Raw genomic sequence first — 12,305 nt, forward strand, 5'->3', positions numbered from 1 at the left:
GGCCGGCGCCCCCCGCCCCCCGCCCCCCGCCGCCCCCCGGCCCCCCCCCTCGGCCGCGGCCGTCCGGCGGGACTGCCGGCGGGGCGGCCCATAATGGAGGTCTCGACGACTTCGCTGGAGGCACCGTGGCCGGTCCCCGATCCCTGAACTCCGGGCTCCGCGCGCTGCGGCCCGCGGCCTTCGGCGGGGACCCGAGCGGCGAGCGCATGGCGCGCATCCGCAGATCGCCGCACTTCGCGGACGGCGTCTTCCAGAACCCGGGCGGCCCCGCACGGATCCGGCCGTCGGCCTCCCCGCTGGACTTCGCCAAGCTCCACCTCGACCGGGACAGCCGCGCCCGCCGGTCCCCGCGGCGTGCGATACCCGTGCACCCCACCACCCTCGCCGACCTCGCCGCACCCCCCGCGAGCGGCCTGCGCCTGACCTGGCTCGGCCACTCCGGCGTGCTGGCGGAGATCGACGGCCACCGCGTGCTGTTCGACCCGGTCTGGGGGCAGCGCTGCTCTCCCTTCCCCTTCGCCGGACCCAAGCGTCTGCACCCCGCGCCGCTGCCGATCGAGGCGCTCGGCCCGGTCGACGCCGTCGTCATCTCGCACGACCACTACGACCACCTGGACATGCCCACGATCAAGGCACTGGCCGGCACGGACACCGTGTTCGCGGTGCCGCTCGGCGTCGGCGCCCACCTGGAGCGCTGGGGCGTGTCCGCCGGCCGGCTGCGCGAGCTGGACTGGCACGAGTCGGCCAGGATCGGCGGCCTCACCCTGACGGCCACCCCGGCCCGCCACTTCTGCGGCCGCGGGCTGCGCAACACCCAGCACACCCTCTGGGCGTCGTGGGTGGCGGCGGGCGACGAGCACCGCGTCTTCCACAGCGGCGACACCGGCTACTTCGAGGGCTTCCGGGACATCGGGGCGTCGTACGGCGCGTTCGACGCGACGATGATCCAGATCGGTGCGTACAGCGAGTACTGGCCCGACATCCACATGACTCCCGAGGAAGGCGTCCGCGCCCACCTGGACCTCCAGGGCGGCGGCCCGGCCGGGGTGCTGCTGCCGATCCACTGGGGCACCTTCAACCTCGCCTTCCACCCGTGGGCCGAACCGGGGGAGTGGACGCTGGCGGCGGCCGGCGCGGTGGGACAGGCGATCGCCGTCCCCGTCCCGGGCCGGCCGTTCGAGCCCGCCGGCGAGCTTCCCACGCATCCCTGGTGGCGGGACGTGGCGCCGCCGCCGAACCGCGAGTGGCCCGTTCCGCGGATCGCGCCGACGGCGTCCCGCGAAGACCGCGACCTCGTGGGCGAGGGCTGAGCCCCCGAGGTCGGGCGCGCCGACCCCGGCGGATCGGTCAGTCGAACAGGTCCAGGAGCCCCACACCGCGGTCGGTGAGGACGAGACGCACCTCCTGGCCGTGCCGCCGCCGCTCCACCAGACCCGCCTTCGCCAGCCGGTCGCCGTGATACGTGACCGTGCTGACCGCCACCCTCGCCTGCCGGGCGATCTCGCTCGTGGACGGCCGCAGCCGGGCCTGGCGCAGAATCGTCGCGCGCACCGGGCCGAACAGCGAGGCGAGCCGGTCGGTGCGGGTGTCCGCCTCGGCCGGCGGCGCGGTCTCGGTGAGCCGGCCGAGTCCCGGCAGCGGGTAGCCGACCCAGACCAGTTCCTCGTCCTCCGCGCTGTAGGTGCACGCCGAATGGCCGGACGCCAAGGGGACGAGGATCAGGCGCCGCTGGTTCTGCCGGGTGAGGGGGCAGGGGTAGGCGTGCGGCAGCCGCAGCTGTCCGTCGGCGTAGGTGACGGACGCGCCGAGCGTGTTGATCACCGCGTCGGCGGCGCCGGTGAGCAGCGCCGCCCCGATGCGCTCGGCCTCCCGGTCGTGGAGCCGGCCGGCCTGCCGCCACACCGGCCCGAAGGCGTCCCACACGGTACGGGCGAGGGCGCGGTACGAGCCGACGAAACGCTCGGCATCGTCGGCGATGGCCCGCCAGTGCCGGGGGACGGCGCCGGGGAAGCGCAGGGCGATGTCGGCCAGCAGGGCGTCCGCGTCGACCAGGTCCAGTTCGTCCTCCACCGACGTGGCGCCGCCGCCGGCCAGCGTCCGGGCGAACGCCAGGCTGTCCGGCAGCCACGGATGCCCCGTGTTGAGGATCCCGCTCATCGTCTCGGCCGCGCCGGGCGGCGCCGCACTGCGCACCATGTGACGCCAGGCAGGCGGCATGCCGTGGGAACGGGGACCGAACGCGTTCGTGATGACGGACAGCAGCGTCACGCCCGGGTGCCGGCTGAGCGAGACGTGCATGTGTTCGATCGGCCCGACGGACAGCACCGATTGCTCGGTCATGGCTCCCCCCGACATGCCCCACTGCGGTGAAAGCACGGCTGCCCCCTGTGCGGCGACCACGCTTTCCACGGTCGTCACCAGTATGCCCGCGGCCCTTTCCCCCCGAGGTGCCCGATCGGCCAATCCGGGTGCTCCAATGGCGTGTTCACGACCCCGTGGGCCCGCAGCCGGCGCACCCGGCAGGTCCCCGTCGCGCCAGGTCCTACAGTGATGCAGGACTTACAGTGACTGGTGCCATACCAGCCGAACAGCGGACTGTGAGGTAGTCGCGAACCATGCCGACCGAAACGTTTGAGTTCCAGGTAGAGGCGCGTCAGCTGCTCCAGCTGATGATCCACTCGGTCTACTCGAACAAGGATGTCTTCCTGCGCGAGCTCGTCTCCAACGCCTCCGACGCGCTGGACAAGCTGCGCCTCGAGAAGCTGCGGGACGACTCGCTCGACGCGGACGTGTCCGACCTGCACATCGAGATCGGCCTCGACAAGGAGGCCCGTACGCTCACCGTGCGGGACAACGGCATCGGGATGTCGTACGACGAGGTCAACCGGCTCATCGGCACCATCGCCAACTCCGGGACGGCCAAGTTCCTCCAGGAACTGCGCGAGTCCCAGGACGGGGCCGGGGCCGACGGGCTCATCGGGCAGTTCGGCGTCGGGTTCTACTCCGGCTTCATGGTGGCGGACGAGGTCACCCTGGTGACCCGGCGCGCCGGGGAGACCCAGGGCACCCGGTGGTCGTCGCGCGGGGAGGGCACGTACACCCTGGAGACCGTCGACGAGGCCCCGCAGGGCACCTCGGTCACCCTGCACCTCAAGCCGGCCGACCCCGAGAACCAGCTGCACGACTACACCTCCCCCTGGAAGATCCGGGAGATCGTCAAGCGGTACTCGGACTTCATCACCTGGCCCGTCCGGCTCGCCCCGCAGGACGGCGAGGGCGGCGCCGGCGGCGAGGACGCCAAGGACGGCGAGGACGCCAAGGGCGAGACGCTGAACTCGATGAAGGCCCTGTGGGCACGCCCGCGCGACGAGGTGTCCGACGACGAGTACCACGAGCTGTACAAGCACATCAGCCACGACTGGCGCGACCCGCTGGAGACCGTCCGCCTTCAGGCCGAGGGCACCTTCGAGTACCAGGCGCTGCTCTTCGTGCCCGCGCACGCCCCGCACGACCTGTTCACCCAGGGCTACCAGCGCGGCGTCCAGCTGTACGTGAAGCGCGTCTTCATCATGGACGACTGCGAGGAACTGCTCCCGCCCTATCTGCGGTTCGTCAAGGGCGTCGTCGACGCGCAGGACCTGTCGCTCAACGTCTCCCGCGAGATCCTCCAGCAGGACCGGCACATCCGCATGATGCAGCGCCGGCTGACCAAGAAGGTGCTCTCCACGGTCAAGGAGATGACGACCGCGGCCCCCGACCGGTACGCCACCTTCTGGCGGGAGTTCGGGGCGGTCGTCAAGGAGGGGCTGGTCACCGACTCCGAGAACCGCGACGCGATCCTCGCCGTCGCCTCCTTCGCGAGCACGCACGACGCCGAGCAGCCGACCACGCTCAAGGACTACGTCGAGCGGATGAAGGACGGCCAGGAGGACATCTACTTCATGACCGGCGAGTCCCGGGCGGCCATCGAGAACTCCCCGCACATGGAGGCCTTCCGCGCCAAGGGCATCGAGGTGCTGCTGCTCACCGACCCGGTCGACGAGGTGTGGACCGACGCGGTGGGCGAGTACGAGGGCAAGCGGCTGCGGTCGGTCGCCAAGGGCGAGATCGACCTCGGCGACGGCGCGGACGACAAGAAGGAGGAGCGGGAGAAGCAGAGCGAGGAGTACGCCGGTCTGCTCGGCTGGATGACCGAGCACCTCGGCGAGGACGTCAAGGAGGTCCGCCTGTCCTCCCGCCTCACCGTCTCGCCCGCCTGCGTCGTCTCCGACGCCCACGACCTCACGCCGGCGCTGGAGAACATGTACCGGGCGATGGGCCAGGAGGTCCCGCGCACCAAGCGCATCCTCGAACTCAACCCCGAACACCAGCTGGTCAAGGCCCTCAACCAGGCCTACACCGAGCGCGAGGACCGCACCGAGCTGACCGAGACCGCCGAACTGCTGCACGCCCTCGCCGTGCTCGCCGAGGGCGGACAGCCCAAGGAGCCCGCACGGTTCGTGAAGCTGGTCGCGGAGCGGCTGGAGCGCACGCTGTAGTCGACGCGCCGCAGGGCTCACCCTCCTCTCCGGGCGGGTGAGCCCTCTCTTTGTGCTCAAACTCCCGTACGAAGCCTCATACCAGAGTGGGACGCTCACCGTAGGTCTTTGGCAACTGCCCACCGCACGTAATGCGTTGACGACTACCGTGAGTGGCCGCCGGGCGACGCAGGGCTGCGACCACGCGTCCGTCCCGTCGTCCGGCGCGGCGATGCCGCATGCCCCGAACGACGGACCAGTACGAGGACGCCGATGTCTCACCTCCGCGCACCGGCCGCACGCGCAGACCGCCGCGAGGGCGGACGGCACGGCCGGCCGGCCGCCCGCACCGCACCCTCGCCGGCCGAGACCCCCATACGGCCCCAGCTCCTGCGCCTCGCCGTCCTCCCCCCGGTCGCCGTCGCCCTCAGCGCCTGCGCGGCCGTGCTCTTCACCGTCCGCTCCACCGGGGCCCGCACCGGCCCGGCGCTGTGGGGCGTGCTCGCCGGAGCGGGCTGCGTCGCCCTCGCGGGCATCCTGATCGCCGCGGTCGCCGCCGACCGGGCCGTGCGCTCCGTGTACGAGCGCGTCGGCGCGCTGCGCCGCGCGGGTGCACGCCGGGAGGCCGAACTGCGTGCCCTCGTGGAGACGCTGCGGCGCGGCGAGACCCCGCCCCGGCGCAAGACGCGCGGCGGCCCGCCCGAGGACGCCGACGAGTTCGAGCTGCTCGCCGCCGATCTGGCCCGCGTCCACGAGGGGGCCGTCACCGCCGTCGTGCAGGCCGCGCAGCTGTCCAGCCGGGCGGGCAGCGAGCAGAAGCTGGAGGTCTTCCTCAACCTCGCCCGGCGGCTGCAGTCGCTGGTGCACCGCGAGATCGCCATCCTGGACGACCTGGAGCACGAGACCGAGGACCCCGACCTGCTCAAGGGCCTCTTCCACGTCGACCACCTCGCCACCCGCATCCGCCGCCACGCCGAGAACCTCGCCGTGCTCGGCGGCGCCGGCGCCCGCCGGCAGTGGACCAACCCCGTCTCCATGACGGAGGTGCTGCGCTCGGCCATCGCCGAGGTGGAGCAGTACGCCCGGATCAAGCTGGTGCCGCCCGTCGAGGGCACCCTGCGCGGCCACGCCGTCGCCGACGTCATCCATCTGCTCGCCGAACTCATCGAGAACGCCACGGTGTTCTCCGCCCCGCACACCCAGGTGCTGCTGCGAGCGGGCCTCGTCACCTCCGGGCTCGCCGTCGAGGTCGAGGACCGGGGGCTCGGCATGCCGGCGGACGAGCAGGAGCGCATGAACGACCTGCTCGCGGACCCCGACCAGGTCAACGTGGCGCGGCTGCTCGCGGACGGGCGGATCGGGCTGTTCGTGGTGTCCCAGCTGGCCAAGCGGCACGGGATCACGGTGCGGCTGCAGACCAACATCTACGGCGGTGTGCAGGCCGTTCTGGTGGTCCCCCAGGCGCTACTCGGTACGACGGCGGGCGCGGGGCGTCCGCAGGGCGCGACCGGCGACGCGCCGCCCGTCGGATCCCACCGCCGCCCCGGCCCCGTCGCGGACGGCGCGGAACCGGTGCCGCTGCCCGTCCGGGGCGGCCACGACGACCCACCGCACCCGGCACGGCCCCACCACACCCCGGCCGAGCTCCAGCCCCCGGACCAGCCGGGGACCGAGCCCTCGACCCGGTCCGAGCCCCCGACCCGGTCCGAGCCCTCGACCCGGTCCGAGCCCCAGGCCCGTCCCGAGCCCTCGGGCCGGGACGAGCCCCCGGCACCGGAAGGCCCGCCCCGGCCGGAACCGGTGGACCAGGCCCGGGCCCAGCCGCATCCGCAGCCCCGGCGCCAGGAGGCCGATGCCCCCGCCCTCGTGGTCCGCGGCACCATCGGCAAGCCCCGGCTGCCCCGCCGGCGTGCCCAGGAGCATCTCGTTCCCCAACTGCGCGGCGGTCCGGCGCCCCGGCAGGACGACGACCAGCCCGCAGGGCACGACCCCGGGCTCATGGCCGCTTTCCAGCGCGGCATCGGTCTCGCCGAGGCCCGGCAGCGGGCGGACGACGGGAGTCCCCCGCCCGCATGACCGCCGCCGCGCCCGCCGCAGCCCCGGCCTCCCTCGCCGCCGCACCTCCCGCCCCAGCGCCCGCACACCCCCGTACCCCAAGGAGTCGAACCCCCATGGCGACCGACGCCCCCACCGGCCATGCATCCGATCTCGACTGGCTGATGAGCGGCCTCGTGCAACGCGTCCCGCACACCACCAGCGCCGTGCTCCTGTCCTGCGACGGGCTGGTGAGGTCGGTGCACGGCCTCGACCCGGACAGCGCCGACCACATGGCCGCCCTGGCCTCCGGGCTGTACTCCCTCGGCCGCAGCGCCGGCGCCCGGTTCGGCGACGGCGGCGAGGTGCGGCAGGTCGTCGTGGAACTCGACTCCACCCTGCTGTTCGTCACCACCGCCGGCTCCGGCACCTGTCTGGCCGTGCTGGCCGGCCGCGAGGCCGACGCCGCGGTGCTCGGCTACGAGATGGCCATGCTGGTCAAGAGCGTCCGCCCGTATCTGGCGACCGCCCCCCGGCAGCCGGTGGCCGCACCCACGGTGACGAGGTCTTGAGCGTGGTGGCGGCCGGCGAGGGGCCCTGGCTCGACGACGCGGCCGGACGGCTGGTCCGCCCCTTCACGGTCAGCGAGGGCCGGACCCGTCCCACCGTCGCGCTCGACCTCATCTCGCAGGTGATGGCGACCGGGGCCACCCCCCTCGGGCACCTCGGCCCGGAGCACGCGCAGGCCCTCGACCTGTGCCTCGCGCCCGTCTCGGTCGCCGAGGTCGCCGCCCACCTGAAGCTGCCCGCGGCGGTCACCAAGGTGCTGCTGGCGGACCTCCTGGACTGGGGGGCGCTCACCACCAAGCCCCCCGTGCACCACCACACCCCCTCCGACCGGGCCCTTCTGGAGGCAGTGCTCGATGGACTACGACGACAGCTCTGACCGTTACGCCCCCGCGTCAGCCCCCGCCCCCGACCTCTTCCCGACCGCGCTCAAGATCCTGGTCGCGGGCGGGTTCGGCGTCGGCAAGACGACGTTCGTCGGCGCGGTCAGCGAGATCGCGCCGCTGAGCACGGAGGAACTGCTCACCACGGCCGGCGCGGCCACCGACAGCCTGGACGGCGTCGAGAACAAGGTCGAGACGACGGTCGCCATGGACTTCGGCCGGATCACCCTCGACCGGGACCACGTCCTCTACCTGTTCGGGACCCCCGGTCAGGAGCGGTTCTGGTTCATGTGGGACGAGCTGTCCGAGGGCGCGCTCGGCGCGGTGATCCTCGCCGACACCCGCCGCTTGGAGGACTGCTTCGCCGCGGTCGACTTCTTCGAGGAACGCGGGCTCGCCTTCATCGTCGCCGTCAACGAGTTCGACGGCGCCCACCGCTACGACCCCGAGGAGGTGCGCGCCGCCGTCGACCTCCAGCCGGGCATCCCGGTCGTCCGCTGCGACGCCCGGATCTCCGCCTCCGGCGTCGAGACCCTGCTGACCCTGGTCCGGCACCTCATCGCCCACGCCCCCGCCACCCCCGCGCCGACCCACGGCGCCCACCGATGACCTCGGCCCTGTCACCCACCCGAACCACCCCTGCGTCCACGCGAACTGCCCCCGCACCCGCCCGACCGCCCCCGCACTCACCCCGACCACTCCCGCGCCCGCCGCCGACACGCCTCCCGGAGCCGCACATGACGCCTGCGACCCATCCCCGCCCCGCCCCCCTCCGATCCGTGACCCGGCCATGAGCTACGACCCGCCCCGCCCGGCCGGCCGCCTGCTCGTCACCCCGGAGGACAAGGACGCCCCCGCCCGCACCCGGCGGCTGCGCGCCCTGGGGCTCGCACAGCGCCCCACCGCCGGTCTCGACGCCTTCGCCGCCCGCCTCGCGGCCCTGACCGGGACGCCGTACGCGATGGTCAACTTCCCGGACGACACGGGTCAGTTCCTCGCCGGGCTGCACGCGCCCGCGGTCGGCCCCGTCGTCAAGGAGGACGGGAGCCGGCCCGTGCTCGGCCGGTTCCTCCCCCGCGACCACGGCTACTGCCCCCACGTCATGGCCCGGGGAAAGGCACTGGTCCTGGAGGACGTGCGCGACTACCCGCGCTTCGCGGGCAACCCGGTCGTCGACGAGTACGGCGTCCACTCCTATCTCGGCGCGCCGCTCATCGACACCACCGGCATGGTGCTCGGCACGGTCAGCGTCGCCGATGTCACGCCGCGGGCCTGGGGGAGGACCGGCCTGGACACCATCAAGGCCACGGCCGCCGATCTGGCCCTTGGTTTGGAAGGTCTGGCGGGGCTGGAGCCGCCGGGTGTGAAGGAAACCTGGGGCGGCGCTTAAGAAATCCTCGATGGACCGGGACCCGCGCGATACGGCAGATTGCCAGGTGATCTCACCCCTCGCCCTGACCGCGGGCGCCCTCGGCGTGCCCCGCGGCCGGGCCTCACCTCGGGAGCCGTAGCGTTGAAGGCGCTGGTCAAGGAGAAGGCGGAGCCCGGACTGTGGCTCCGCGACGTCCCGGAGCCCACCGTCGGACCCGGCGACGTACTGATCAAGGTGGCGCGCACCGGCATCTGCGGCACCGATCTGCACATCCGGGCGTGGGACGGCTGGGCCCGGCAGACGATCACCACGCCGCTCGTCCTCGGACACGAGTTCGTCGGCGAGGTCGTCGACACCGGCCGGGACGTCACCGACGTCGAGCGCGGCGACCTGGTCAGCGGCGAGGGCCACCTCGTGTGCGGGAAGTGCCGCAACTGCCTCGCCGGGCGGCGCCATCTGTGCCGGGCGACGGTCGGGCTCGGGGTCGGCCGCCACGGCGCGTTCGCCGAGTACGTCGTGCTGCCCGCGTCCAACGTGTGGGTGCACCGCACGCCGGTGGACCTCGATGTGGCCGCCATCTTCGACCCGTTCGGCAACGCCGTGCACACCGCGCTGTCCTTCCCGCTGGTCGGCGAGGACGTGCTGATCACCGGCGCGGGCCCGATCGGCCTGATGGCGGCGGCCGTCGCCCGGCACGCGGGCGCCCGCAACGTCATGGTCACCGACGTCAGCCCGGAGCGCCTGGACCTGGCCCGCAAGATCGGCGCGAGCCTCGCCCTCGACGTGTCGTCGGCGTCGATCGCCGACGGGCAGCGGGAGTTGGGGCTGCGCGAGGGCTTCGACATCGGCCTGGAGATGTCCGGCCGGCCGGAGGCCCTGCGGGACATGATCGCCAACATGACGCACGGCGGCCGGATCGCGATGCTGGGCCTGCCCGCCGAGGAGTTCCCGGTCGACTGGGCCCGTATCGTCACCTCGATGATCACCATCAAGGGCATCTACGGCCGGGAGATGTACGAGACCTGGTACGCGATGTCGGTCCTGTTGGAGGGCGGCCTCGACCTCGCCCCCGTCATCACCGGCCGCTACGGCTACCGCGACTTCGAGGCGGCGTTCGCCGACGCGGCGAGCGGACGCGGCGGCAAGGTCATCCTCGACTGGACCACGTGAGTCGCGGTCCCGCCGGCAGACTTCCAGGAGATTTGGAGCTTCCCATGTTCGACTCCGTGCGCGACGACCTGCGCGCCGCCCTCGACGAGATCCGCGCCGCCGGACTGCACAAGCCCGAACGCGTCATCGGCACACCGCAGTCGGCGACCGTCAACGTCACCGCCGGTGGCCGGCCCGGCGAGGTCCTCAACTTCTGCGCCAACAACTACCTCGGCCTCGCCGACCACCCCGAGGTGCTCGCCGCCGCCCACGAGGCCCTGGACCGCTGGGGCTACGGCATGGCCTCCGTCCGCTTCATCTGCGGCACCCAGGAGGTCCACAAGGAGCTGGAGGCACGGCTGTCGGCGTTCCTCGGCCAGGAGGACACGATCCTGTACTCCTCCTGCTTCGACGCCAACGGCGGCGTCTTCGAGACCCTGCTCGGCCCCGAGGACGCGGTGATCTCCGACGCCCTCAACCACGCCTCCATCATCGACGGCATCCGCCTGTCCAAGGCCCGCCGCTTCCGCTACGCCAACCGCGATCTGGCCGACCTGGAACAGCAGTTGAAGGACGCCTCCGGCGCGCGCCGCAGGCTCGTCGTCACCGACGGCGTCTTCTCCATGGACGGCTACGTCGCCCCGCTGCGGGAGATCTGCGACCTCGCCGAGCGCTACGACGCCATGGTCATGGTCGACGACTCGCACGCCGTCGGCTTCGTCGGCCCCGGCGGACGCGGCACGCCCGAACTGCACGGCGTCATGGACCGCGTCGACATCCTCACCGGCACCCTCGGCAAGGCACTCGGCGGCGCCTCCGGCGGCTATGTCGCCGCCCGCGCCGAGATCGTCGCCCTGCTGCGCCAGCGCTCGCGCCCGTACCTGTTCTCCAACACCCTCGCCCCGGTGATCGCCGCGGCGTCCCTCAAGGTGCTGGACCTGCTGGAGGCGGCCGACGACCTGCGGGTGCGGCTCGCCGACAACACGGCCCGCTTCCGGCGCCGGATGACCGAGGAGGGCTTCGACATCCTCCCCGGCGACCACGCCATCGCGCCCGTCATGATCGGCGACGCGGCGAAGGCGGGCCGGATGGCCGAGCTGCTGCTGGAGCGGGGCGTCTACGTCATCGGCTTCTCCTACCCGGTCGTGCCGCAGGGCCGGGCCCGCATCCGGGTCCAGCTGTCCGCCGCGCACTCCCCGCAGGACGTCGACCGCGCGGTGGAGGCGTTCGTGGCCGCGCGGGCCGCGCTGGAGGGGGAGGGCTGAGCCGGAGGGGCGGGCGGACGGTCCCGGACATATTGCGATAATCGTTCGCATGATCGAAGCGCGGCGGCTCCACATCCTCCGTGCGGTGGCCGACCACCGCACGGTGACGGCGGCTGCCGCCGCGCTGTACCTGACCCCGTCCGCCGTCTCCCAGCAGCTCACCGCCCTGGAGCAGGAGACCGGCCACCGCCTGGTCGAGCGCGGCGCCAAGGGCGTACGGCTCACCCCGGCCGGCGAGATCCTGCTGCGCCACACCCACGCGGTCCTCGCCCAGCTGGAGCGGGCCGAGGCCGAGCTGGCCGCCTACGGCTCCGGCGAGGCCGGCACGGTCACCGTCGCCTCCTTCGCGACCGGCATCGCCCTGGTCGTCGCCCCGGCCGTGGCCCGCCTCGCCCGGACCGCGCCCGGCATCCGCATCCGCGTCCGGGACGCCGAGGGCGACGCCAGCCTGCCGATGGTGCTGGACCGGCAGGTCGACGTCGCCGTCGCCGTGGAGTACCGCGGGGCCCCGCCCGCCGACGACCCGCGCCTGACCCACGTCCCCCTGTACGCCGAGCCGTTCGACGCGGTCGTCCCCGTCGCCCACCGCCTCGCCGAGGCCCCCGAGGTCCCGTTGGCCGAGCTGGCGAAGGACCCCTGGATCGGGCCGTACCCCGGCAACCCCTGCCATGACGTGGTGGTCCTGGCCTGCGAGAACGCCGGATTCCAGCCCTTGCTCGCCCACTCCTCGGACGACTTCCGCGCGGTCGTCGCCCTTGCCTCGGCCGACGCGGGAGTCGCCCTCGTCCCGCGCTCGGCGCTGCGCGGCATGGACCTCACGGGCGTCGTCGTCCGCCCCGTCGACGGAGTGGCCCCGACCCGCCGCGTGTTCGCGGCGGTCCGGCGCGGCGCGGAGGCGCACCCGCTGATCCGCCCGGTGGTGACGGCGCTGGAGGAAGCGGCGGCAGCCTAGCGGCGTGTCTCTTCTCGACGGCTTCCGCCTTCGCAGCCTCAGACTGCTGCTGCTCCTCGGCCTGGC

General features: G+C 73.3%; 11 protein-coding genes. 10 read left to right on the forward strand and 1 reads right to left on the reverse strand.

All coding sequences use genetic code 11. The features are described 5' to 3' along the window. The first annotated feature begins 125 nt into the window (after positions 1-125). Positions 126-1,310 (forward strand): MBL fold metallo-hydrolase, encoded by a 1,185-nt coding sequence (locus tag ABZY13_RS32795; protein WP_356637337.1) that lies wholly within the window; start codon positions 126-128, stop codon positions 1,308-1,310. A gap of 37 nt (positions 1,311-1,347) precedes the next feature. Here ABZY13_RS32795 and ABZY13_RS32800 read toward each other — a convergent pair whose 3' ends face one another. Beyond that, the gene (locus tag ABZY13_RS32800) at positions 1,348-2,340 is read right to left on the reverse strand and encodes a winged helix-turn-helix domain-containing protein (RefSeq protein ID WP_356637340.1); all 993 of its coding nucleotides are present in this window, start codon (positions 2,338-2,340) and stop codon (positions 1,348-1,350) included. A 275-nt stretch (positions 2,341-2,615) separates the two neighbouring features. On the opposite strand from ABZY13_RS32800, the gene htpG reads away from it, so the two are divergent. From htpG to ABZY13_RS32845, 9 genes are all read left to right on the forward strand, one after another. Then, a complete protein-coding gene (htpG, locus tag ABZY13_RS32805) occupies positions 2,616-4,538 on the forward strand; it encodes a molecular chaperone HtpG (protein ID WP_356637343.1) in 1,923 nt (640 codons plus the stop codon). A 252-nt stretch (positions 4,539-4,790) separates the two neighbouring features. Further along, positions 4,791-6,593, forward strand: a complete 1,803-nt coding sequence (locus ABZY13_RS32810; protein ID WP_356637345.1) for an ATP-binding protein — start codon at positions 4,791-4,793, stop codon at positions 6,591-6,593. Positions 6,594-6,688: 95 nt separating this feature from the next. Next, positions 6,689-7,123 (forward strand): roadblock/LC7 domain-containing protein, encoded by a 435-nt coding sequence (locus ABZY13_RS32815; protein ID WP_356637347.1) that lies wholly within the window; start codon positions 6,689-6,691, stop codon positions 7,121-7,123. Positions 7,124-7,125: 2 nt separating this feature from the next. Next, complete coding sequence (locus ABZY13_RS32820; RefSeq protein ID WP_356637359.1) at positions 7,126-7,497, forward strand: DUF742 domain-containing protein; 372 nt, start codon at positions 7,126-7,128, stop codon at positions 7,495-7,497. Beyond that, the gene (locus ABZY13_RS32825) at positions 7,475-8,110 is read left to right on the forward strand and encodes an ATP/GTP-binding protein (protein ID WP_356637349.1); all 636 of its coding nucleotides are present in this window, start codon (positions 7,475-7,477) and stop codon (positions 8,108-8,110) included. Before ABZY13_RS32820 ends, ABZY13_RS32825 begins: the two co-directional genes overlap by 23 nt. 181 nt (positions 8,111-8,291) lie before the next feature. After that, positions 8,292-8,891 carry a GAF domain-containing protein gene (locus ABZY13_RS32830; RefSeq protein WP_356637351.1) on the forward strand — a complete coding sequence of 200 codons (600 nt, stop codon included), beginning with the start codon at positions 8,292-8,294 and terminating at the stop codon, positions 8,889-8,891. 123 nt (positions 8,892-9,014) lie between these two features. Further along, entirely contained in the window at positions 9,015-10,043 is a 1,029-nt protein-coding gene (gene tdh / locus ABZY13_RS32835) for an L-threonine 3-dehydrogenase (protein WP_356637353.1), read from the forward strand. Between the two features lie 44 nt (positions 10,044-10,087). Further along, positions 10,088-11,287, forward strand: coding sequence for a glycine C-acetyltransferase (locus tag ABZY13_RS32840; protein ID WP_356637355.1), 1,200 nt, complete (start codon positions 10,088-10,090; stop codon positions 11,285-11,287). 49 nt (positions 11,288-11,336) lie between these two features. Continuing rightward, a complete protein-coding gene (locus tag ABZY13_RS32845) occupies positions 11,337-12,239 on the forward strand; it encodes a LysR family transcriptional regulator (RefSeq protein ID WP_356637357.1) in 903 nt (300 codons plus the stop codon). Positions 12,240-12,305: the final 66 nt, after the last annotated feature.

The sequence above is a fragment of the Streptomyces sp. NPDC006610 genome (genome assembly GCF_040611575.1).
Taxonomy (GTDB): domain Bacteria; phylum Actinomycetota; class Actinomycetes; order Streptomycetales; family Streptomycetaceae; genus Streptomyces.

Bases quoted from the DNA above. Each gene is read 5' to 3' on its own strand.
- ABZY13_RS32800 (WP_356637340.1), bottom strand. From the start codon at position 2,340: ATGACCGAGCAATCGGTGCTGTCCGTCGGGCCGATCGAACACATGCAC.
- htpG (WP_356637343.1), top strand. From the start codon at position 2,616: ATGCCGACCGAAACGTTTGAGTTCCAGGTAGAGGCGCGTCAGCTGCTC.
- ABZY13_RS32810 (WP_356637345.1), top strand. From the start codon at position 4,791: ATGTCTCACCTCCGCGCACCGGCCGCACGCGCAGACCGCCGCGAGGGC.
- ABZY13_RS32815 (WP_356637347.1), top strand. From the start codon at position 6,689: ATGGCGACCGACGCCCCCACCGGCCATGCATCCGATCTCGACTGGCTG.
- ABZY13_RS32825 (WP_356637349.1), top strand. From the start codon at position 7,475: ATGGACTACGACGACAGCTCTGACCGTTACGCCCCCGCGTCAGCCCCC.
- ABZY13_RS32830 (WP_356637351.1), top strand. From the start codon at position 8,292: ATGAGCTACGACCCGCCCCGCCCGGCCGGCCGCCTGCTCGTCACCCCG.
- ABZY13_RS32840 (WP_356637355.1), top strand. From the start codon at position 10,088: ATGTTCGACTCCGTGCGCGACGACCTGCGCGCCGCCCTCGACGAGATC.
- ABZY13_RS32845 (WP_356637357.1), top strand. From the start codon at position 11,337: ATGATCGAAGCGCGGCGGCTCCACATCCTCCGTGCGGTGGCCGACCAC.